Origin of the sequence: Cryobacterium sp. LW097 (assembly GCF_002205495.2) — a bacterium.
Taxonomy (GTDB): domain Bacteria; phylum Actinomycetota; class Actinomycetes; order Actinomycetales; family Microbacteriaceae; genus Cryobacterium; species Cryobacterium zongtaii.
Genome location: NZ_CP021992.1, coordinates 3,750,044 through 3,772,143, shown reverse-complemented (window position 1 = coordinate 3,772,143; position 22,100 = coordinate 3,750,044). Strand labels below are relative to the sequence as shown.

The 22,100-nt window shown below is 68.7% G+C and carries 19 protein-coding genes and 1 pseudogene; 14 read left to right on the top strand and 6 right to left on the bottom strand.

Annotated elements, in window-relative coordinates; translation table 11 throughout:
- Positions 1 to 174: 174 nt before the first annotated feature.
- The 5 genes and pseudogenes from rpsF to dnaB all read left to right on the top strand — a co-directional run.
- Positions 175 to 543: pseudogene (gene rpsF, locus B7495_RS17775) on the top strand (30S ribosomal protein S6); the annotation flags it as partial.
- A 141-nt stretch (positions 544 to 684) separates the two neighbouring features.
- On the top strand, positions 685 to 1,194 hold the full coding sequence (locus tag B7495_RS17770) for a single-stranded DNA-binding protein (RefSeq protein WP_088457765.1): 510 nt from the start codon (positions 685 to 687) through the stop codon (positions 1,192 to 1,194).
- A gap of 54 nt (positions 1,195 to 1,248) precedes the next feature.
- Positions 1,249 to 1,512, top strand: coding sequence for a 30S ribosomal protein S18 (gene rpsR, locus B7495_RS17765; RefSeq protein WP_035835236.1), 264 nt, complete (start codon positions 1,249 to 1,251; stop codon positions 1,510 to 1,512).
- An 11-nt stretch (positions 1,513 to 1,523) separates the two neighbouring features.
- Positions 1,524 to 1,973, top strand: a complete 450-nt coding sequence (gene rplI / locus B7495_RS17760) for a 50S ribosomal protein L9 (protein WP_088457764.1) — start codon at positions 1,524 to 1,526, stop codon at positions 1,971 to 1,973.
- 445 nt (positions 1,974 to 2,418) lie between these two features.
- Positions 2,419 to 3,825 carry a replicative DNA helicase gene (dnaB, locus tag B7495_RS17755; protein WP_088457763.1) on the top strand — a complete coding sequence of 469 codons (1,407 nt, stop codon included), beginning with the start codon at positions 2,419 to 2,421 and terminating at the stop codon, positions 3,823 to 3,825.
- 31 nt (positions 3,826 to 3,856) lie between these two features.
- Here the strand turns inward: dnaB and hrpB are convergent, their stop codons facing one another.
- On the bottom strand, positions 3,857 to 6,415 hold the full coding sequence (gene hrpB, locus B7495_RS17750) for an ATP-dependent helicase HrpB (RefSeq protein WP_088457762.1): 2,559 nt from the start codon (positions 6,413 to 6,415) through the stop codon (positions 3,857 to 3,859).
- A 206-nt stretch (positions 6,416 to 6,621) separates the two neighbouring features.
- Positions 6,622 to 8,679, bottom strand: coding sequence for a BCCT family transporter (locus B7495_RS17745; protein ID WP_088457761.1), 2,058 nt, complete (start codon positions 8,677 to 8,679; stop codon positions 6,622 to 6,624).
- Positions 8,680 to 8,955: 276 nt separating this feature from the next.
- Between B7495_RS17745 and B7495_RS17740 the strand changes: the two genes are divergently transcribed.
- Genes B7495_RS17740 through B7495_RS17730 form a run of 3 tightly spaced genes read left to right on the top strand, consistent with a single transcriptional unit; the run spans position 8,956 to position 11,779 of the window.
- Positions 8,956 to 10,101 (top strand): NAD(P) transhydrogenase subunit alpha, encoded by a 1,146-nt coding sequence (locus B7495_RS17740; protein ID WP_088457760.1) that lies wholly within the window; start codon positions 8,956 to 8,958, stop codon positions 10,099 to 10,101.
- A complete protein-coding gene (locus B7495_RS17735) occupies positions 10,101 to 10,409 on the top strand; it encodes an NAD(P) transhydrogenase subunit alpha (RefSeq protein WP_088457759.1) in 309 nt (102 codons plus the stop codon). The genes B7495_RS17740 and B7495_RS17735 overlap by 1 nt, the downstream gene beginning before the upstream one ends.
- Positions 10,406 to 11,779, top strand: coding sequence for an NAD(P)(+) transhydrogenase (Re/Si-specific) subunit beta (locus B7495_RS17730; protein WP_088457758.1), 1,374 nt, complete (start codon positions 10,406 to 10,408; stop codon positions 11,777 to 11,779). The genes B7495_RS17735 and B7495_RS17730 overlap by 4 nt, the downstream gene beginning before the upstream one ends.
- A gap of 66 nt (positions 11,780 to 11,845) precedes the next feature.
- On the opposite strand, the gene B7495_RS17725 is transcribed toward B7495_RS17730, so the two are convergent.
- Positions 11,846 to 12,631 (bottom strand): HEAT repeat domain-containing protein, encoded by a 786-nt coding sequence (locus tag B7495_RS17725; protein ID WP_198418782.1) that lies wholly within the window; start codon positions 12,629 to 12,631, stop codon positions 11,846 to 11,848.
- 125 nt (positions 12,632 to 12,756) lie between these two features.
- On the opposite strand from B7495_RS17725, the gene B7495_RS17720 reads away from it, so the two are divergent.
- From B7495_RS17720 to B7495_RS17710, 3 genes are all read left to right on the top strand, one after another.
- Positions 12,757 to 13,356 carry a DUF308 domain-containing protein gene (locus B7495_RS17720; protein ID WP_088457757.1) on the top strand — a complete coding sequence of 200 codons (600 nt, stop codon included), beginning with the start codon at positions 12,757 to 12,759 and terminating at the stop codon, positions 13,354 to 13,356.
- A complete protein-coding gene (locus B7495_RS17715) occupies positions 13,353 to 13,622 on the top strand; it encodes a hypothetical protein (protein WP_088457756.1) in 270 nt (89 codons plus the stop codon). Before B7495_RS17720 ends, B7495_RS17715 begins: the two co-directional genes overlap by 4 nt.
- Positions 13,623 to 13,702: 80 nt before the next feature.
- A complete protein-coding gene (locus B7495_RS17710; protein ID WP_088457755.1) occupies positions 13,703 to 16,486 on the top strand; it encodes an HAD-IC family P-type ATPase in 2,784 nt (927 codons plus the stop codon).
- Here B7495_RS17710 and purB read toward each other — a convergent pair.
- Positions 16,474 to 17,856 (bottom strand): adenylosuccinate lyase, encoded by a 1,383-nt coding sequence (gene purB, locus B7495_RS17705; RefSeq protein WP_088457754.1) that lies wholly within the window; start codon positions 17,854 to 17,856, stop codon positions 16,474 to 16,476. The two genes, B7495_RS17710 and purB, sit on opposite strands and share 13 nt — an antisense overlap.
- Complete coding sequence (locus B7495_RS17700; RefSeq protein WP_088457753.1) at positions 17,853 to 18,380, bottom strand: low molecular weight protein-tyrosine-phosphatase; 528 nt, start codon at positions 18,378 to 18,380, stop codon at positions 17,853 to 17,855. Before B7495_RS17700 ends, purB begins: the two co-directional genes overlap by 4 nt.
- Positions 18,381 to 18,515: 135 nt before the next feature.
- On the opposite strand from B7495_RS17700, the gene B7495_RS17695 reads away from it, so the two are divergent.
- Positions 18,516 to 18,812 carry a hypothetical protein gene (locus B7495_RS17695; protein ID WP_134408820.1) on the top strand — a complete coding sequence of 99 codons (297 nt, stop codon included), beginning with the start codon at positions 18,516 to 18,518 and terminating at the stop codon, positions 18,810 to 18,812.
- Positions 18,809 to 20,479: a hypothetical protein gene (locus tag B7495_RS17690; RefSeq protein ID WP_088457751.1), complete on the top strand. Its 1,671-nt coding sequence runs from the start codon at positions 18,809 to 18,811 to the stop codon at positions 20,477 to 20,479. The genes B7495_RS17695 and B7495_RS17690 overlap by 4 nt, the downstream gene beginning before the upstream one ends.
- Before the next feature lie 12 nt (positions 20,480 to 20,491).
- On the opposite strand, the gene B7495_RS17685 is transcribed toward B7495_RS17690, so the two are convergent.
- Positions 20,492 to 20,887, bottom strand: a complete 396-nt coding sequence (locus tag B7495_RS17685; RefSeq protein ID WP_088457750.1) for a phage holin family protein — start codon at positions 20,885 to 20,887, stop codon at positions 20,492 to 20,494.
- Between the two features lie 105 nt (positions 20,888 to 20,992).
- On the opposite strand from B7495_RS17685, the gene B7495_RS17680 reads away from it, so the two are divergent.
- Positions 20,993 to 22,099, top strand: a complete 1,107-nt coding sequence (locus B7495_RS17680) for a histidinol-phosphate transaminase (RefSeq protein WP_088457749.1) — start codon at positions 20,993 to 20,995, stop codon at positions 22,097 to 22,099.
- The last annotated feature ends 1 nt before the right edge of the window (position 22,100 follow it).

Sequence of the window (22,100 nt, the reverse complement as noted above, 5' to 3'; positions counted from 1 at the left end):
GGAAGATTTCCGATGCGGAGGGCATCGGAGGGGATGGTGGCGCAATCGCCGCGGTTCCAGTAGTCTTGGCAGGTTGTCTGTGTGCCGGATTCCCGGCCTCCACGTTCAACACATGCACAACCCTCCTGTTGCAGAAATACTGCAGCCGTTTAGTCCGAAGGAGGTGGGTTAGTCATGCATCAGTACGAATTGATGGTAATCCTCGATCCCGAGATCGATGAGCGCACCGTAGCTCCCAGCCTTGACAAGTTCCTCAACGTTGTTCGCAACGATGGTGGAACCATTGACAAGGTTGACGTTTGGGGTCGCCGCCGTCTCGCATACGAGATCAACAAGAAGGCCGAGGGCATCTATGCCGTCGTCGACTTCACCGCAAACGCCTCAGCAACTGCCGAGCTCGACCGTCAGCTGAAGCTGTCGGAAGCCGTCATGCGCACCAAGGTGCTTCGCGCAGAAGAGGGCATCGCCCAGGTTGCCGTCGCAAGCAAGCTTGCCGCCGAGAAGGCCGCCCGCAAGGCAGCTAACCCGAAGGCTGCTGCTGCTCCGGTCAAGGCCGACGCTCCTGCCGCAGCTCCCGCTGCCAAGGTCGCCGCATCCGCAAAGCCTGCAGCTGCCCCGGCAGCTCCGGTCGCCGTGGACGCTCCTGCCGAGGCAGACGCCGACAAGGCAAGCGACAAGTAGCCCATGGCCGGCGAGACCGTAATCACCGTGGTGGGCAACCTCACCAGCGATCCGGAACTGCGTTACACGCAGAACGGGCTGGCGGTAGCCAACTTCACCATCGCTTCCACTCCGCGCAATTTCGATCGCGCAACGAGTGAGTGGAAAGATGGCGAGGCGCTGTTCCTGCGCGCGAGCGTTTGGCGTGAATTCGCCGAGCACGTGGCCGGTTCATTGACCAAGGGTTCCCGTGTCATCGCTTCCGGGCGTCTCAAGCAGCGGTCGTATGAGACCAAGGAAGGTGAAAAGCGCACGAGCATGGAGCTCGAGATCGACGAAATTGGTCCTTCGCTGCGCTACGCCACCGCCTCCCTCACGCGCGCGCAGTCATCCTCTGCTCCCCGCGGCGGCGCGCCCGTCGCGCAGCAGCAGGGTAACGACGAGCCCTGGGCACCCAGCGCCCCCGCAGCCAACACTGGCGGCGGCGACGTCTGGAACACCCCGGGCAACTTCAGCGACGAGACCCCCTTCTAAGCCGAACCTCACGGTTGACGGCTGCACTCACACGTTTTAGAAAGTTAGGAAATCATGGCTGGAAAGTCGAGCGGCGACCGCCGCAAGCCGCTCCGCGGTGCTAAGGGTGGCAAGAACGCCGCTCCCGCGAAGTCGATCCGGGTTGGTGTCATCGATTACAAAGATGTCCCCACTCTTCGGAAGTTCATCTCAGAGCGTGGAAAGATCCGCGCCCGCCGCATCACCGGCGTCTCCGTCCAGGAGCAGCGCCTGATCGCGCGTGCCGTCAAGAACGCCCGCGAAATGGCCTTGCTGCCCTACGCCGGCTCAGGCCGGTAAGGAGCCCTCACATGTCGAAATTGATTCTGACGCACGAGGTCTCCGGCCTCGGTACCCCCGGTGACATCGTTGATGTCAAGAACGGGTTCGCTCGCAACTACCTTCTCCCCCAGGGCTTCGCTGTTGCGTGGACCCGCGGTGGCGAAAAGCAGATCGAGCAGATCAAGGCCGCCCGCGTAGCCCGCGAGCACGCCACCCTCGAAGAGGCCCAGGCTCTCAAGGCAACCCTTGAGAACACCAAGGTCAAGCTGGTCGTCAAGGCCGGCGCCGGCGGACGCCTGTTCGGCTCCGTCAAGACCACCGACGTAGCCGACGCGGTTGCCGCGGCCGGCCTCGGTGCCATCGACAAGCGCAAGATCGAGCTCAGCCCGATCAAGCTGACCGGTGAGCACACCGCGACAGTTCGTCTGCGCGACGAGGTCAGCGCGACCATCACCCTTCAGGTGGTAGCCGCAAAGTAGTCTCGTTTCATCAGGAGTAGCGGCGGTTTCGAAAGAAGTCGCCGCTACTCCTATTTAACGCCCAAGCGCGTAGCCCCCGTTCTTGGCACATTTGTCCCGTGTTTTACACCGCTTTGTGCACAGGTGTCCACCTATTTCATCAACATTCAATCGAGCATTGAAACTAGTTTGTCCACACACATGTGAATAGTTTTAATACCTGATCAAACGCAACTTCTAGTTAAATATCCGTGAGTTGTCCACAGCCGAGTGCACAGGTTGTGCACAAGTCGTGCGGCGTTTCGCGCAGATTACTCACAGAGTTATCCACAGGGTGGTTTGGCTGGGCAGACGAGTCTCTCTATGGTGGGCAAGCAGGTATTCGCTCTTGTGCGCCTGCCTACCGGATGATCGCTGTCAGCGGCTCCTGATACACCAGAACCACACCAACACGAGGAGGCTCGGCGTGTCGATAGCTCACCTGGGTTACGCCGATCAACGCGGCTCAGATCAACGCGGCTCCGAGTACCGTGGCAGCTCCGAACCGCGCCACGCCGAACGCACGCCGCCACACGACCTGCTGGCCGAGCAGAGCGCCCTGGGCGGCATGATGTTGAGCAAGGATGCCGTCGCCGATGTCGTCGAGACCGTCCGCGCGGCCGATTTCTACGTTCCCAAGCACGAGATCATCTTCGACGCGATCCTCTCGCTCTACGCGCAGGGTGAACCCACCGACGTCATCACCGTCACCGACGAGCTGACCAAGCTCGGCGAGATCTCCCGCGCCGGCGGCGCCGACTACCTGCACACCCTCACCAGCCTGGTGCCCACAGCCGCCAACGCCGGCTTCTATGCCACCATCGTGGCCGAACGGTCCATGCTCCGTAAGCTCGTCGACGCCGGAACCCGGATCGCGCAGATGGGTTACGCGGGGGAGGGCGAGGTCCTCGACCTGGTGAACACCGCGCAGGCCGAGATCTACTCGATCACCGGCAGCACCGAGGTCGAAGACTACGTCCCCCTCACCGACGCCGTCACGGCCGCCATCGAGGACATCGAGGCCGCCAAGCTCAAGGACGGCCAATTCACCGGCGTCCCCACCGGCTTCGCCGACCTCGACGAGCTCACCAACGGCTTCCACGGCGGCCAGCTCATCATCGTCGCCGCCCGACCGGCCCTGGGTAAGTCCACCCTCGCGCTGGACTTCGCGCGGGCCGCCTCGATCCACCACGACATGCCGAGCATCTTCTTCTCGCTCGAAATGGGCCGCAGTGAGATCGCCATGCGTCTGCTCGCCGCCGAGGCCTCCGTGCCCCTGCAGAGCATGCGTAAGGGCAACGTCGAAGCGCGCGACTGGACCACCATCGCCGCCACCCGCGGCCGCATCAATGATGCGCCGCTCTACATCGACGACAGCCCCAACATGACCCTGGTCGAGATCCGGGCCAAGTGCCGACGACTGAAGCAGCGTGTGGGCCTCAAGCTCGTCGTGATCGACTACCTGCAGCTGATGACGTCGGGCAAGAAGGTCGAATCCCGCCAGCAAGAGGTCAGCGAGTTCTCCCGGGCGCTCAAGCTGCTCGCTAAGGAGTTGCAGGTCCCGGTCATCGCCCTGTCCCAGCTGAACCGTGGCCCGGAGCAGCGAGCCGACAAGATGCCCGCGATCTCCGACCTCCGCGAGTCCGGTTCGCTCGAGCAGGATGCCGACATGGTGATCCTGCTGCACCGCGAGAGCGCGTACGAGAAGGACAACCCGCGCGCGGGCGAGGCCGACCTGATCGTGGCCAAGCACCGTAACGGCCCCACCCGCACCGTCACCGTGGCCTTCCACGGCCACTACTCCCGCTTCGCAGACATGGTGCCCGGCGCATAGCGCTCAGCTGACCGCAGGGTGTGTCGCGGCCCTAGCCCAGGGCAGCGCGGCGCGTGGTGTGGCGGGTGGGTACGGCGGACCAGGGGTCCTCCGGCCAAGGGTGCTTCGGGTAGCGTCCGCGCATCTCCGCTCGCACCTGCGAGTACGGGCCTGCCCAGAAGGATGCGAGGTCGTCGGTCACGGCAAGGGGATGCCCGGCGGGGGAAAGCAAGTGGAACAACACCGGCACTCGTCCTCCGACGATTCGTGGGGTCTCTGCCCATCCGAAGCACTCCTGGAGTTTCACAGCCACAACGGGACGAGCCGACGAATCATCGGCGGGTGGGTAGCTGAGACGGACATGCGAACCGCTGGGAACCCGGAAGCGCTCCGGAACCAGAGCGTCAAGGTCGACCGCCGCGGGCCAGGGCAGGGTACGGCGGAGTGCAGGGGCAAGGTCGATGCGCGCGGCCGGAGTGCCGGCGGCCAGGTCTGAGAGCTCGGGGCCGAGCCAGGCATCGAGCGTAGCGAGCAGAACGGTGTCTGAGACATCCGGCCAGGGCGATCCGAGCTCGCGATACAGCAGCGCGAGGCGCCGCCGCAGAGCGTCCGCGGCGTCTGACCAGATGAACACTCCGAGGCCGTGCGCTGTGACGGCACGGCGGACGGCATCCCGTCCGCCATCGTCCGCCGGTACGCGCACCGGCACGGACGAGCGAATGATCGCACCGATCCGACGTTCGCGGCGGGCCACGACGCGCCCGTCTACGAACCGTGCTTCGACCCGGTCTGTGCAGAGATGGGGCGCCACCTGCTCCGCCTGGTTCTCGGAGATGACGGCGGCAGAGCGGATGAGTGCTCCGGTTCCTGCGGCCGCTCGTCCCTCTGCCCGAGTGACGTCCGCCACCGCCAACCAGTCGGCACTCGCGAGCTGACCGGTGATCCCGGCACGGGTGCCGGAGGCGAGAAGAAAGGTTGCACCGTTGGGCGATTGATCGACGCGGCGGGCGATCCACTCGGGAAAGGCGAGCGCGATGATCAGTCCGGTCTGATCAGCGCCTCCTCGCGCCGTGTCAATCGCCCCGGCGAAGCGCTCGAGACGGCGGACATCCTGCTCCCATCGGCGGGCATCCGGGCTTCGTCCAGTGCGCAGCGCGTTGAGAGTGGCCTGGGCGTCTCCGTCGTGAACGCGGAGGTCACCTGTGAGCAGCGCGATGACCTCGGCCGCTGTGCGCCCGCCGACCAGGTCACTCCCGGCGCGCAGTGCGCGGGCGAGGCGCGGAGCTGTCGGGACGCGGGCGAGCGCTCGGCCCTCGTCGGTGGCGCGGCCATCGGCATCGATCGCGCCGAGCCCACGCAGCGCGGTGAGGGCCTCGTCCAGGCTGCCAGACGGGAGCGGATCGACCAGCCGCAGGCCCACGCCACTTGGGGCGCCCCAGCAGGCGAGGAGCAGGGCTGCATCGGTGAGATCTGCCGCCTGGATCTCAGGGGCGGCGTGCGACGGCGCCGTGGCGAAGGTGCGCTCGTCGACGCAGCGGACCACGACGCCAGGCCCCTGCCGGGTGGCGCGCCCCGAGCGCTGGATGGCGGAGGCCTTGGGCGTCGGGCCGGTGACGAGACCGCTCATGCCGCGTGCAGCATCCCGCTGCGGAGAACGAGACAGGCAGGTGTCGACGACCAGGCGTACGCCGGGCACGGTCAGAGAGGATTCGGCCAGTGACGTCGTGACGATGATCCGTGCCGCAGCATCGGGGCTCCGCCCACTGACCACCGTATCCTGCTCTGCGGCGGGGATCTGGCCGTGCAGTTCCCGCACGTCGAACTCCGCGGCGAGACCACGGATGCGTCCGGCGATCTCGGAGACCTCACGCGCACCCGGCGCGAAGACGAGAGCATCGGCGGCCGGATCGGTGCGCACGAGGGTGCGGTGTGCGGCAACCGCGGTGCTCGCGACGTGGTCGAGGAAAGCCCAGGTGACCTCCCGCTCATCCAGTCGAGGTGTGGGAGAGGGCGCCCAGCGCACCTCGAGCGGATGGGCCGGTGCGCTCTGGGTCACGATCGGGGCCGGGCCCGCATCCGTACCGAGAATTGACGCGAACCTCTCGGCGTCGAGGGTCGCGGACATCGCGATGAGGACGAGGTCGTCGCGCAGCTCGCGGACCTCGCCGAGTAGCCCGATCAGCAGGTCCGTCTCCAAAGCCCGTTCGTGCACTTCGTCGATGATGACCGCATCGATCCCGTCGAGACCAGGGTCATCGAGCAGTCGGCGCAGGAGCACGCCGGCGGTAACGAACTCGATCAGGGTGGATGGACTCACCTGGCGTTCGCCACGGACGGTGTATCCGACGCGAGAGCCGAGAGAGGATCCGTCCAACTGCGCGAGTCGTCGGGCGGCGGCGCGGGCAGCGACCCGGCGTGGCTGAGTGACGATCACACGACCCGGAACCCGATCGGCGAGGATGGGCGGCACGAGTGTGGTCTTTCCCGTGCCCGGCGGCGCGCTGACGACCACGGTGCGGCTCCGATCAAGCGCAGCACTCAGATCATCGATCGCCGAGGCGAATGCGAGCCCGCGACCGAGCCTGGACGGATCGAACGAGAGACGGGTCACGTCCTCAGTCTGTCGCGTTTGGGGGGTGTGTGCTCACGTGTCGTAGGTACCGAGCCTCGGCTCTGGGCCCACGTGACTTGCCTCAGCGAGCCACTGGCCCGCTTCGGCAAGCGCCGATAAAGGCCTGACAGCGGGGATGGCCTCGCCTGTCAGGCCCTTTCGGTGTGCGGCGCGTCAGGCCCGGCCGGCCCGGTTCGCCAGACCGCTCACGACGTGCGCGGGTCCTCCGGGTCGGCGTCCGGCGCGAGAGCGGTATCCGGCGTCACGGCGTCGGGTTCGGCGTGGTCTGCCGCCGACGGGTGCGCCGACGACGTGTCCGCAGTGGGCTGCGGGTCCTGAGGCATCAGATCGCCCAGGTCCTGCATCTCTCCGATCTCCTCCGGGGTGAGTTCGCCCAGGTCGGGGCGGTCGACCAGGGGGGTCTGGCCGCGCGGTCGGCGTGGCCAGAAGGCACGTCGTTCTCGCGTCTGGATGGAGACGTTGCCGGCGGCATCCGTGATCGCGGCGCTGATGCGGCCGTCCATCTGGTCGCCGAAGTGGTCGTCGAAGTTGTTCTCCAGATGGTTGGTGACGCTCTGGCTGATCCGGCGCGCCATCTCCTCCCGGCGGACCCGGCGTTCGACCTGCACGAGCACCTGGTGTTCGGCCCTGAAGGCCCGATAGGTGGCGATACACATGCCGATCATCACCACACTCACCGGGATGGCGGTGAGGATGGCGCCGGTCTGCAGCGCGGACAGGCCACCGGCGAGCAGGAGAGCGATCGCGACGACGCCGACCAGGCTGGCCCACAGGATACGGCTCCACTTGGGCGGATCGGTCTCGCCACCGGAGGCGAGCATATCGATCACGAGGGAGCCGGAATCGGCCGAGGTGATGAAGAAGATCGCGACGATCGCGACAGCCAACACCGCCAGCACGGGCCCGAACGGAAGCGCGGCGAGGAAGTCGAAGAGCACGTTCTCCGGCACGATCCCCACCTCGGGGTCGACCAGGGCCGCGGGGTCCTCCCACACCTGCTTGATAACGCTGCCACCCATCACGGCGAACCAGAGGAACGTGACAAGGGTCGGCACCAGGAGAACGCCGGCGACGAACTCGCGCACGGTGCGGCCACGGGAGATCCGGGCGATGAAGACACCGACGAACGGCGCCCAGGAAATCCACCAGCCCCAGTAGAAGACCGTCCAGCTGCCCTGCCAGTCCAGACCCGCCTGGCCGGTGAAGGCGCTGGCGTCGAAGGTGAGTCCGACGATGTTCTGCAAGTAGCCGCCGAGGGACTCCACGAAGACCCGCAGCAGGTACATCGTGGGGCCGAGCAGCAGGACGGCGACCAGGAAGAGCGCGGCCGCGCCGAGGTTGATGTTCGACAGCCATTTGATGCCCTTGCCGACGCCGCTGACGACGCTGGCGATGGCGATGAGGGTGATGATCACGATCAGGACCACCAGCAGGGTGTTGCTCACGGAATCGACGACGCCCAGGTGGCGCAGCCCCGCGGCGATCTGCTTGACACCGAGCCCGAGCGACGTGGCCACACCGAACAGGGTGCCCACGATCGCGGTGACGTCGATGGCATCGCCGAGGCGACCCTTCACCTTGTCGCCGAGCAGCGGTTCCAGGGCCCAACGGATCGAGACCGGCCGCCCCTTGCGGTGAATGGCATAGGCGAGGGACAGGCCGACCACGGCGTACACCGCCCAGGCGTGGAAGCCCCAGTGCAGGAAAGTCTGGGACATGGCTGCGGCCGCAAGTTCCGGGCGGCTGCCGTGCACGCCCGGCTTGGGCTCCAGGAAGTAGGTGAGCGGCTCGGCGGCGCCCCAGAACACCAGGCCGATGCCCATGCCCGCGGCGAAGAGCATCGAGAACCAGGACATCAGCCCGAATTCCGGCTTGTCGTCGTCCTGGCCGAGCTTGATGTCACCGAACCGGCTCAGCCCCATCCACAGTGCGAAGATGACGAAGAAGGCCACCAGCACGAGGTAGTACGGCCCGAGGCCGGCCACCACCAGGGTCTGCAATTGCGCGAGGACGGCGCCGGTGCGCACCGGGAAGAAGATGCTGACCAGGACGACGGCCACGATGATGCCCAACGCCGGATAGAAGATCCGCGGGGCCGGCACGTGCACCCCGAAACGTCGGGGCCGGCTGGTCGAGGCGGCTGCTGTTTGCGGGGCTGACGGGGACGGGGCGGCGCTGGGAGCGCCCGCCACGTCGGCGGGTTCAGTGGAGCTGATAACGGACAACCAATCGGGTTGGGGCATCCGTTTAGCCGGGCGCTGCTCGGGTGTGGATGCCGGCGGCAGTGCGGGAAGATCAGGCAATTCGTACGGGGTGGGCGCCACTACGGCGGCCCGGCCAATCCTTCAGCCTACGAGGTCGAGGGTGCTCTTGGCCACCCGGGCAGGGTCTTTCGGCCCTGAAAAACGCCCCGGGCCGGCAAAACCCGACGGTACGCTACGGAGTGAGATCGCCCTGGGACGCGCGAACGACCCCGTTTCGCTCGTCAGGTGGCAGATGCGTCAAAGGAGTGGTTACTCGTGAAGGTTGGCATAGGGCGTGAACGCCGAGAGGGCGAAAAACGCGTCGCAGCAACACCGGAAACGGTGACCCAACTCACCGCGCTGGGTGTCGACGTCACCGTCGAAGCCGGCGCCGGACTGGCATCGGGCTACTCCGACGCCGCCTATGAGAAGGCCGGCGCGCAGCTGGTCGCGGACTTCGACGCCACCGCGTTCGATGTGCTCTGCCACGTGCGTCCGCTGAGTCCCCAGCTGGCCGCCACGCTACCGGCCGGAGTCATCACGGTGGGTCTGGCGTCGCCGGCGTCCGAACTGCCCACGGTGGCAGCCCTGGCCGCCGCACAGGTCACATCGTTCGCGCTCGAACTGGTGCCACGTATCTCCCGGGCCCAGTCGATGGACGCGCTCACCTCGCAGGCCCTGGTCGCCGGCTACCGGGCCGTGCTCGAAGCCACCATCCGGTTCCCCCGGTTCTTCCCGCTCTACATGACCGCGGCCGGCACCATTCCGCCGGCCCGGGCGCTCGTGCTCGGCGCCGGAGTCGCCGGACTGCAGGCCATCGGCACCGCCAAGCGCCTCGGCGCCAGGGTCTCCGCCTATGACGTGCGGCCGGCGTCGGCCGACGAGGTCACCTCGATGGGCGGCACCTTCATCACCCTCGACCTGGCCGCCGTCGAAGGCACCGGCGGTTACGCCAGCGAACTGGCCGAGGACCGCGCCGTGCGCCAGCGCGAACTGCTGGCCCCACACGTGGCCAAGGCGGATGTGCTCATCACCACCGCCGCGATCCCCGGCCGGCCGGCCCCGCTGTTGGTGACCCGGGAGATGGTCGCGGCCATGCCCGCCGGTTCCGTGGTCATCGACCTCGCCGCCGAAACCGGCGGCAACGTCGAGGGCGCACTCCCCGGCGTCGACCAGCTGGTGCCCACCGCGGCCGGTGACGGCTTCGTCACCCTCGTCGGCATGCAGGACGCCGCCTCCGCGATGGCCTCCGACGCATCGCGGCTGTACGCCAAGAACGTCGCCAACCTGCTCGCGCTGATGATTCATGACGGCCAGGTCGTACCCGACTTCACCGACGAGGTCATCGCCGGAGCCTGTCTCACCACCGGCGGCGAGGTGCGGCACGCACCGACCGCTGCCGCGCTGGAAGGAAAGAACTGATGGATCCGATCACTCTGCTCACGGTCATCGTGTTGACCGTCTTCGTCGGCTTCGAGGTGGTCTCCAAGGTGTCCAGCACCCTGCACACCCCCCTGATGAGCGGCGCCAACGCCATCCACGGCATCATCCTGATCGGCGCGATCATCGTCGCCGGCCAGCTGGACGACCCGTGGCTGATATTCGTGGCCCTACTCGCCGTCGCCCTCGCCACCGCCAACCTCGTCGGCGGTTTCGTCGTCACCGACCGGATGCTGGGCATGTTCCGCGGCCGGAAGCCCGCCGTCACCCCGAAGGACACCACCAAATGAGCCTCCTGTCCGCCGAGTGGACCGCACTGCTCTACCTGGCCGCGGCCGTCTGCTTCATCCTCGCCCTCAAGGGCCTGAGCTCGCCCCGCACCGCCCGCCGCGGCAATCTGATCGGCGCCGCCGGCGCCACCCTCGCCGTGATCACGGTGTTCCTGTCGGCCAAGCTCGACAACATCCCGCTGATCCTGCTGGCGATCGCGGTGGGATCCGCGATCGCGGCGCCCATCTCCCGTCGGGTGCAGATGACTCAGATGCCCCAACTGGTGGCACTGTTCAACGGCGTCGGCGGCGGCGCCGCTGCGCTGGTCGCGATGCTCGAACTCGGTCACAGTGAAGGCCCCTGGGTGCTCGTGGCGGTGGTCTTCACCATGCTCGTCGGCGCGGTCTCGTTCGCCGGTTCCGCGATCACCGTGGCCAAGCTGCAGGAACTGATCACCACCCGCCCGGTGGTGTTCCCCGGCATGAAGTGGGTCATGACCCTCGCGGTCGTGGCAGCCCTCGTCATCGGCGGGCTCGTCGTGGCAACGGGGTCCACCGGCTGGGCGCTGCTGCTCCTGGTACTCGGCCTGGTCGTCGGCCTGCTGCTCGTGTTGCCCGTCGGCGGCGCCGATGTGCCCATCGTCATCTCGCTGCTCAACGCCTTCACCGGACTCGCGGTCGCGGCATCCGGTGTGGTGTTGGACAACGTGCTGCTCGTGGTCGCCGGCACCCTGGTCGGTGCCAGCGGTACCATCCTCACCCGAGCCATGGCCTCCGCCATGGGGCGTGGCGTCAGCGGCATCATGTTCGGCGCTTTCCGCGGCGGCTCGACCGCCGGCTCCACAACGCAGAGCGACCGCCCGGTGCGCTCCTCGAACCCCGAGGACGTCGCCGTGATGCTCGCTTACGCGCAGCGTGTGGTGATCGTGCCCGGCTACGGCCTGGCCGTGGCCCAGGGTCAGCACACCATCGCCGAGCTCGCCACGACCCTCGAGGCGCGCGGCGTCGACGTGGCCTTCGCGATCCATCCCGTCGCCGGGCGGATGCCCGGACACATGAACGTGCTGCTCGCCGAGGCCAACGTGCCCTACGAGTCGCTCAAGGAGATGGCCGAGGTCAACCCCGAGTTCAAGAACACCGATGTGGTGCTCGTGGTCGGCGCGAACGACGTCGTCAACCCGGCCGCGAAAACCTCGCCGGGCGCGCCGATCTACGGGATGCCGATCCTCGAGGTCGAAGAGGGCCGCCAGATCGTCTTCCTCAAGCGGTCGATGCGCCCGGGCTTCGCCGGCATCGAGAACGAGCTGCTCTTCGACCCGAAGACCACGCTGCTGTTCGGTGACGCCAAGGACTCGCTCACCAAGGTGCTCGGCGCCGTCAACGCCCTCTGACCCGGGCTGCGCCCCTTCGACACTGCAAGTCGGGGCGACTCAGCGCCTCGGAGGACAGAGCGCGGCTCAGCCGACGGTTCCCCAAAGGTTGCGATCGGCGAGCACCGACCGCAGCCGCGCCTTGGCGTGGTTCGACCGCACGATCCAGCGGGCATCCGGGTCGTCGCTGGCGGTCAGCGCGCGGAAAGCGGTGAGGCCCGCCGCCGGGCTCGCGGCGATCGCCACGCTCCAGCCGTAGCCCAGGGCCTGGCGCAGCACCCGGTGCGCCTCGCGGGCGCGCACAGGGTCGTTCGGGTTCGGTTCGCCGCGAAGCAGCAGGGCCGTGGCCCGGTCGCAGACCCGCACTGCCAGCGCCTGGGCGTCGTCATCGGCCAACAGCCGTGGCTCACAGATCGCGGCCACGGCGGCGCGCGCCAGCCAGGCGTCCATGGACTCCGACCAGTCCTCCACGACGGCGTGAATCAGGGCCGGGTCGGCGTCCCCGATCAGCTGCAGCGCCCGCGCGGCGCCCTCCCGTACCCGCCAACGCTCGTCGGCGGCGGCGCGACGAAGTGCCGTGAGGGCAGCGGGCCGCTCGTCGGGGGAGAGCGCGAGCCGTCCGAGCCCCTCGGTGCCGCAGAATGCCAGATACTCGTCGGCCGAATCGACCAGGCTCCAGATCAGTTCGGCCGGCGCCGTACCGGCGAACGCATCGGCGAGCGGAAGGTTGGCCCGCGGGCCCGGCAGGCCGGAGCGACCGGTGAGGAAACCGGGCACCTCGGCCGGCGCCCGGGCCAGCAGGCCCGCCAACGCGGCCGCGTCTTCCCCGGGGCTGACCCGCACGCTGCCGGCCGGTACGTTCGAAGTGACCACCGTTGGACCCCCTGTCCCGCCCGACGGTAGTCGCGGATGCCGGCGCCCGCTACGCCCGGGCACCGAACCCGGCCGAATGCGCCGCGTAGACTGGCAGGACTCCCTGCGACGAAAGAGGTGCCCGCGTGGCGCATGCCCCGGCAGCAGCCGTCATCGGTACCCGGTACTGGACCGTGCCCATAACGCGCGCCATCGTGGCCTTCGTGCCGGCGGCCGTGATCACGTTCAACGCCGACCACTCCGCCGGTTTCGGGCTCGTCGTGTTCGGCGCCTTCGCGCTGGTCAGCGGCCTGATCACCGGGCTGCTCAGCTGGAAGACCGTCACCGACCCCCGCGACCGCAGCATTTTCGCTGTTCAGGGCGCGGTCGGTGCGCTCGCCGGCGTGCTCGCGCTGGCGATGTCCGCCGGCGGGCTGGGCTTCTTCCTCTACATCGTCTCGGTGTGGGCTGCGGTCACCGGCGCTCTCGAGCTGTACACGGGCATCCGCGTCCGCGGACGTGGCCAGGTCCCCCGCGACTGGCTGGTCGTCGGTTCTCTCACCGCGGTGCTCGCGCTGGTGTTCCTGTTGCTGCCGCCGCACGCCGTCGTCGCGGTCGGGCTGCTCGGCGCCTACCTGGTGATCATCGGCGTCTACCTGGTCATCGCCGGCGTCTCCCTTTCTTCTGCGCACGCGGATGCGCCGCGCGACCTGGCCTCCTCCTCCACAGATTCGGACACCCCGTGACCCAGAACAGCCCACACAAGCCCAGCCGGTCCGAGATCCTCAAGCCCGTCGAGCTGGTCGCCATCTCCGCCGGAATGGGGCTCTTCGTCGGGCTCACCATCCTGCTGGCCACCCGCAACTGGGCGCTGTCGTCGATCGCTTTGGGCATCACCTTCATCGTGGCCCTGGTCGTCATCGCGATGCTCGCGCTGGGCATGAAGCCCGACGCGGCCGAGAAAAGCGACCTCGACGAGCAGAACAAGACCGGCGAGACCCCGGGTCACTAGCCTCCTCCGCCGCCCGCAGGGTGCTTTAATAGGCCCATTGTGGTCCGCTTCCCGGCGTTTCCTCCCCTGACGGGGCAGCCATGACCACAGACGGCTTGGCCGGCCCCGCCCCGGCGAGTCCAGACCGGCCCTATGCCCGCACCGTCGAGGCCGTGTGCGCCGACCTGCACACCAGCCGGCACGGTCTCGACGAGGCCGAGGCCGCCGCACGGCTGGTCCGGTTCGGCCCCAACGCCCTGCCCGTCGTCGCGAAGAAGAACCCGGTGCTTCGCTTCCTCGGCCACTTCAACGACGTGCTCATCTACGTGCTGCTCGGCTCCGCAGTACTCACGATGGTGTTCGGCGACTGGGTGGACGCGTCGGTGATCCTGGCGGTGGCCGTGATCAACGCGGTGATCGGGTTCCTGCAGGAGGGCCGGGCGGAGAAGGCGCTCGACGGGATCCGCCGGATGCTGTCGCTGAACGCGAAAGCCCGCCGCGGCGGACACTGGGTGAACACCGACGCCGCGACCCTCGTGCCCGGCGACATCGTGCGGGTGAAGTCCGGCGACAAGGTGCCCGCCGACCTGCGTCTGATCGAGGGCACCAATCTCAGGGTCGAGGAGTCCGCGCTGACCGGCGAATCCGTGCCGGCCGGCAAGGACGTCGCCGCCGTCGCGGCGGATGCCGGTGTCGGGGACCGGCACTGCATGCTCTTCTCCGGCACCATCGTGGCGGCGGGCAGCGGCCGGGGCGTGGTGACCGGCACCGGATCGGACACCGAGATCGGCCGCATCCAGACCCTGGTCACCGACACCGAGGCCCTGGCCACCCCGTTGACCCGGCAACTGGATGTCTTCAGCACCCGTATCTCGCTGGGCATCCTCGCCGTGTCCGGGCTGATGCTCGTGATCGGCCGGCTGGTGCACGACCGCGGTTTTGCCGACCTCTTCGCCGCCACCATCGGCTTCGCGGTGGCGGCGGTGCCGGAGGGGCTGCCGGCACTCGTCACCATCACGCTGGCCCTCGGCGTGCGGCAGATGGCCACCCACAACGCCATCGTGCGGAAGCTCACCGCCGTGGAGACCCTCGGGTCGGTGACCACGGTGTGCACCGACAAGACCGGCACCCTCACCCGTAACGAGATGACGGTACGCACCGTGATCACCGGTGCGGCCCGGTACGAGGTGCTGGGGATCGGCTACGAGCCCGACGGCGCGGTCCTCAGGGACGGCCGGCCCGTGACCGTGGCCGACCAGGACGACCTGGCCCGGCTGGTGGAGGTCATGGCCGTCTGCAACGACGCCAGGGTCAGCGCCGACGACGGCGTCTGGCGGGTGGTCGGCGAACCGACCGAGGGGGCGCTCTGCACCCTCGGGCACAAGGCCGGTTTCGACCCGGCGGGCTTCGATCGGCTGGCCGTGATCCCGTTCGAGTCGGCCAACAAGTTCATGGCCACCCTCAACCGGTGGGACGACGAGCCCGCACGCATCCTGGTCAAGGGCGCACCGGCCCGGCTGCTCGAGCGGTGCAGCAGGCAGCTGGATGCCGCGGGGCTGCCGGAACCCCTCGACGAGGCCTTCTGGGAGCAGCAGGTCGACGAGCTCAGCTCCACCGGGCTGCGAGTCCTCGGCGCGGCCGTCGGCGACGCCCCGGCCGACCTGAGCGCCCTGCACCTGGGCGATGTCGCGGACGGCCTGCTGTTCCTCGGCGTGGTCGGCATCGTGGATCCGCCCCGGCCGGAGGCCATCGCGGCGATCGGGATCATGCACGCCGCCGGCATCCGGGTGAAGATGATCACCGGCGACCACCACGGCACGGCCGTCGCGATCGCCAGGGAAATGGGCATCGTGACCGGTGAACCCCGGGTGCTCACCGGTGGCGAGCTGCAGAGACTCTCCCAGGACCGGCTGGCACGGGTGGTGCGCGACGTCGACGTGTTCGCCCGCACCAGCCCTGAGCACAAGTTGCGCATCGTGAAGGCGCTGCAATCGCACGGTGAGGTCGTCGCGATGACCGGTGACGGCGTCAACGACGCCCCGGCACTGCGCCGGGCGGATGTGGGCGTGGCGATGGGCATCAAGGGCACGGAAGCCACCAAGGAGGCCGCCGACATCGTGCTGGCCGACGACAACTTCGCCACCATCCAGAAGGCCGTCGAAGAGGGCCGGCGGATCAGGGACAACCTGCAGAAATCGATCATCTTCATCCTGCCCACCACCGCGGCCCAGTCGCTGGTGGTGCTGCTGGCGGTGCTGTTCGGTTTTGCGCTGCCACTGCAGCCCACCCAGATCCTCTGGGTGAACCTGATCACCGCCGTCACCCTGTCGCTCGCCCTGGCCACCGAACCCGCCGAACCCGGCATCATGCTGCGCCGGCCCCGGCCGGCCGGCGGCGCGGTGCTCGACTCCGAATACCTGGGCAGGCTGCTCTGGGTCTCGGTGCTGATCACGGCCGCGACCATCGGGGTGTTCTTCTACGAGCTGTCGATCGGGTCGCCGCGCGCGGTAGCGCAGACCACCGCCGTGACGATGCTGGTGCTCAGCCAGCTCGTGTTCCTGTTCAACTGCCGGTTCCTGCGCGCGTCGAGCCTCACCCCGGCCGTGCTGCGCGGGAATCGGTCGGTGTGGATCTCGGTAGGCACGATGCTCGTGCTGCAGCTGGTCTTCATCTACACGCCGGTGATGAACGTATGGTTCAGCTCCACACCAATCGGCCTACGCGAGTGGGTGTACACGCTGGGCCTTGCCCTGGTGATCTTCCTGCTCGTCGAAGTCAACAAGCTGATCGGCCGGCGCGGGGCGCGCCGCCGCGCGGACAGTGCGGCGGGATCCCGGGGCGCAGCACCCCGGGATGCCCGGCCGTCGGACGGTCAGCCCAGGTAATCCACCAGCGGGTCAGCCAGGCCCACGTAGCCGGCCGGCGTCAGCTCGAGCAGGCGGGCCTTGGCGGCGTCGCCGATCTCGAGTTCCTGCACGAACGCGACCAGGTCGGCGCGGTTGATCCGCTTGCCGCGGGTGAGTTCCTTGAGCAGCGCATACGGGTCGGCGATGGTGGAGCGCCCGGAGCTGACCTCGGCGCGGATGACCGTCTGGATGGCCTCGCCGAGGATCTCCCAGTTGGTGTCCAGGTCGTGGGCGAGCAGCTCGCGGTCCAGGTCGATCTCGCCCAAGCCCCGCACCAGGTTGTCCAGTGCGAGCAACGAGTGCCCGAAACCGACGCCGATGTTGCGCTGGGTGGTGGAATCGGTCAGGTCGCGCTGCAGCCTGGAGGTGACCAGGGTGGCGGCCAGCGAATCCAGCAGGGCGCTGGAGAGTTCGAGGTTGGCCTCGGCGTTCTCGAACCGGATCGGGTTGATCTTGTGCGGCATGGTCGACGATCCGGTGGCGCCGGCCTGCGGCACCTGACGGAAGTAGCCGATCGAGATGTAGGTCCAGACATCCGTGGCGAGGTTGTGCAGCACCCGGTTGGCGTGCGACACCTTGCCGTACAGCTCGGCCTGCCAGTCGTGCGACTCGATCTGGGTGGTCAGCGGGTTCCAGCCCAGGCCCAGGCCCTCGACGAACTCGCGGGACACCGACGGCCAGTCCACGGCGGGATCCGCGGCGACGTGCGCGGCGAAGGTGCCGGTGGCGCCGCTGAACTTGCCGAGGTACTCGTTGGCCTCGATCTGCTTCTGGATCCGCTCGAGCCTGTAGACGAAGACCGCCAGCTCCTTGCCCATGGTGGTGGGCGTGGCGGGCTGGCCGTGGGTGCGGGCCAGCATGGCGTCGGCACGGTAGTCGCCGGCCAGGGCGCGGAGGGCGCCGATCAGGGCGCGGAACTTGGGCAGCCAGACCTCACGCACGGCGTCGGAGACCGTGAGGGCGTAGGCGAGGTTGTTGATGTCCTCACTGGTGGCGGCGAAGTGGGTCAGTTCGCTGATCGATTCGAGGCCCAGCGGCACCAGGCGGCGGCGCACGAGGTACTCCACGGCCTTGACGTCGTGCCGGGTGACGGCCTCGAGGGCGGCCAGTTCGTCGATCTCGGCCTGACCGAAGTCGGTGACGAGGGCGCGGAGGCCTGACTTCTGGTCGACGGTGAGCGGCGTGGATCCGAACAGGCTGCGGTCGGTGAGGGTGATCAACCACTCCACCTCGACCTTGACCCTGGCCCGGTTCAGTCCGGCCTCAGACAGGTACTCGCCCAGTTCGGTGACGGCGGCTTGATACCGGCCGTCGAGTGGACTGAGGACCTGCGGGGGTAGAGGACTCATCGGACTCCCTGTCTGATTGCGGGTGCGAGCTGCGCGAAGAGCGCAAAATTGGCTCTCTCAATCATGCCTAATACGGAGTCAAACAGCGCATCGTCGGAATAGTAGGGGTCGGGCACGTCCCGCAGAGTGGCCTGATCCCGGTCGAAGCTGAGCAGCAGGCGCACCTTGTTGCGGTCCCGTTCGGTCGGCGCCCAATTGCGCAGGATGCGTTCCTGCGACCTGTCGAGCACCACGACGAGGTCGAGGTCGTCGAACCAGCCCGCGTCGAATTGGCGGGCCCGGTGGTGACTGCCGTCGTAGCCGCGCTTGGCCAACGCCGAGATCGTGCGGGTGTCGGCCTGCTCGCCGACGTGCCAGTCGCCGGTGCCCGCGGAGCTCGTCGTGATGAGCCGACCCAGTCCGGAGCGCGTGACGAGGTCGCGCAGCATCACCTCGGCCATGGGCGACCGGCAGATATTGCCGGTGCAGACGAAAATGATCCGGAATGGCGTCGACTCATCTGGACTGAGCGCCGCGAAATTCATGTGTCCATTGTGTTCCACATTCCCCTCCTCCACATCCGCGGTCCTGGGCAAATTTTCCCCGGATTGAGCGCGGACCACGCGGCCACGACCGGGCCGGCCCAGGGTGGGCCGCACAGTCTGGACCGAGGAGGCGCGGTGGAATCACTGGGTGGCAGCATCCTGCCGGATGCAGGCACTGGGCCGGATGCCGAGACCCTCGCGCGGCTGCGCGAGCAACGGCGGCTGTTGAGAGGGGTGCGGGACGGTGTGGAGGAATCGGGGCGTCGGCTGGCGGGCCAGGCGTCCGGCGGGGCCTGGCGGTCGCCGGCCCAACGAGCGTACGGCACCCGCCTGGGTGAGCTGGGCCTTGACCTGGCCGGGGTCTGGCGAGCCCTGGACGATGCGCTGTGGGCCGTGGATGAGGCCATCGACCGGCTGAAGGCAGCGCTGTGACCGGCTCGGGCGCTGCGCCCGGGGGACACGACGGGACCCTGACGGTGTCCGGCGGCGGCAGCATCCAGGTCGCCACCGACACCGTGTTCGCCGAGATGGCGGCGCTGCGCCTGGTGCAGCAGGAGGCGGAGCAGTGGCAGTGGCAAATCGGCCGGGTGCGGGCGTTGGGTGTCGGTTCGGCGCCGAGCTGGCAACCGGACGACCTCGGCGCCTGCGTGTTCGGCGCGTCCGTGGCGATAGACGCGATTGCCGCACGGAGCCACGAGCTGGCCGAGGCCCTTGAGCAGGCCGCCGAGGAGTACGGTCGCCTGGAGTCCGGTCTTGACCTGGTGCTGCAGGGTACGGGCGCCTGGATGGCGCACACCCTTGGGGTGCTGGCGCCGGTGCTGGTGCTGTCCTTGGCGTCGCCGCTGGCCTACCTGGCCGCCGGCTCGCTGCTGTCCACTGCGGCGCTGGGACGCACACCGTCGGTGCTGCCGCCGTCGCTCACCGACTGGCTGCGGGAGAATCCGCGGCGGCTCACCGACCCGGGGACGGTCGCAGTGGTCCGGGCGCTCGTGGGCTCGGCCGATGATGCGGTGCTGGGCCGGCTGGGCGTGCCGCACCCGGTGGCCGCGGCACTTGGTGATGCGGGTGCCGGCCTGCTCGGGGCACCGTTTTCGGCAATCGGGCTACTCGTCGCGGCGCGGGCGGCGGGGATGTTGCGCGAGTCGCCCGTGCGGGTGGCACAGGTGGGATCCTCGGCCACCCCGGCGGGCGGGGCCGGGGCCGAACGACCAGGCCCGGCCGGCGGTGTCGGGGCCGGCCCGCTGGCCCTGCCCCTGCGGGGCCCCGCCGCCGGGCACGCGGCGGGCCCGCCGGGCTTGGTGCCGGCCGTGCCGCCGGCCGTGCCGCTGCGGGTCACGGCAGCCGGCTCCGGCGCTGTGCCGGCCACGCTCGGGCCGGCCACGCTCGGGCCGGCCCCGCTCGGGCCGGCCACGCTCGCGCCGCCGAGCCCGCCCGCAGGGTTCGCCGACCTCGCCGACCGCATCCCCACCGAGGATGACGGCGGTCAGGTGCGCATCGAGCGCTACGGCGACGCGGCGCATCCGTCGTGGCTGGTTTTCATCGGCGGCACCGTGGAATGGAGTCCGACCGGCTCGAGCGAACCGTGGGACATGGCCTCCAACGTCGCGGCCGTAGCCGACCAGGAGGCCGGCTCGTACCGGGCGGTGCTGCAGGCCATGCAGGCGGCCGGAGTGCAGCCCGGCGACCCGGTGGTGCCGGTGGCGCACTCGCAGGGCGGGCTGATCGCCAACCAGCTGGTCTCGCGTGGCGACATCAACGCCGTGGGGTTGGTCACCTTCGGGTCGCCGGAAACCGACCTGCCGTTGCCAGAGGGCTTGCCGGCGATCGCGGTCGAGCACGAGGACGACCTCGTTCCCGCTCTGGGCTCCACGTCGGACGAGGACCAGCGCCTCTACGTGCGGCGGGAACTCTTCGCCGGCCGGGAGGTGCCGGCGGACGAGGTCATGCCGGCGCATCAGCTGGTGGGTTACCGCGAGACCGCCCGTCTGGTCGACGGGTCGCCGGAGCCCCGGTTGGTGGCGTTCCGCGCGCAGCTGGACGGGATCGTGGGCGAGTCACCCGGGCAGCAGAGCGTCTGGCGAGCCGAACGGGTCGACTGACCTGGCGCGGGCCTAGGAGGTGGCGTTGTTCAGCGGCCGTACGAGCAGGCCGAACAGCCAACTGACGATGCCCAGCACGAACGCGCCGAGTACGCCCCACCAGAAACTCTCGACGACCAGACCGAAACCGAGCAGGCCGGAGATCCACGCCACCAGCATCAGCAGCAGCCCGTTCACGATGAACGACAACAGACCGAGGGTGAGGACATAGAGGGGGAACGCGACGATCCGCACGAACCCGCCGATGAACCCGTTGACGAACCCGAAGATCAGCGAGATCAGCAGGTAGGTGAGGACAACGGCCGTCGTGTCCGGTGCGTACGAGTCCACCCGCACACCCGCCACGATCAGTGTGGTCACCCAGAGGGCGACGGCGTTGACGATGAGCTTGATCAGGAAACTACCCATGCTCCCACTATGACAGCCGGTGCCGGTCGCCGGGTGGGTTTCCGGTGCGGCATATACGGCCAGAGCATGCGGCACCGCGAATATGTCCCGGCGTAGACTCGCCGAGTGAGCCCTTCAGACCAGCCCTCGGTCCGCCTGCGCCCTGAGATCGTTGCGCTGCCGGCGTACCGGCAGGGCAAGGCGGCCAACGCCTCCGCCTTCAAGCTGTCCAGCAACGAGAACCCGTTCGACCCGCTGCCCGGCGTCGTCGACGCGGTGAACTCCGTCTCGGCCTTCAACCGGTACCCGGATGCCTCCGCCCTCGCTCTCCGCGAGCGGCTCGCGGCCCGGTACGAGCTGACCACCGACGAGGTGCACATCGGTGCCGGATCGGTGGCGCTGTTGTCGCAGCTGATCCTGGCCGCGGCCGGCCCCGGCGATGAGGTGCTCTACTCCTGGCGCTCGTTCGAGGCGTACCCGAGCCTGGTCACGGTCTCCGGTGCCACCAGTGTCACCGCACCCAACCGCGCCGACCACGGTCACGACCTGCCCGCGATGGCCGCGCTGATCACCCCGCGCACCCGCGTCGTGATCGTCTGCAGCCCCAACAACCCCACCGGCGTGATCGTCACGGCCGACGAATTCACGGCGTTCATGGAGCAGGTCCCCGCCGACCTGCTGGTGATCCTCGACGAGGCGTACGCCGAATTCGTCACCGACCCGAAAGCCGTCGACGGTACGACGCTGCTGGGGCGCTACCCGAACCTCGTCGTGCTGCGCACCTTCTCCAAGGCCTACGGTCTCGCGGGCCTCCGGGTCGGCTACGGCCTGGGCCCCGTCGGCATCCTCGACGCCGCCCGTGCCACCGCGATCCCACTCTCGGTCACCGGGCAGGGTTCGGCCGCCGCGCTGGCCTCGCTCGACGCCGAACCCGAGCTGCTGGAACGGGTCGGCGTGATCGCCGAACGCCGCGACGGCATCCGTGCCGCCCTGGTGGCCGCGGGACTGAACGTCCCGCCGTCGCAGGCCAATTTCGTCTGGCTGCCGCTGGGCGCAGCGACCGCGGCGACCACCGACCGTTTCACCGATGCCGGGCTCGTCGTCCGGCCCTTCCACCCGGAGGGTATCCGGGTCTCGATTGGCGAGGAGGAATCTGTGGCCACGCTCCTACGGATCGGCGCTGAGATTGTTCAGGATCTACCAACGGGGCACGCGGCCCGGCGGCTAGGTTAGT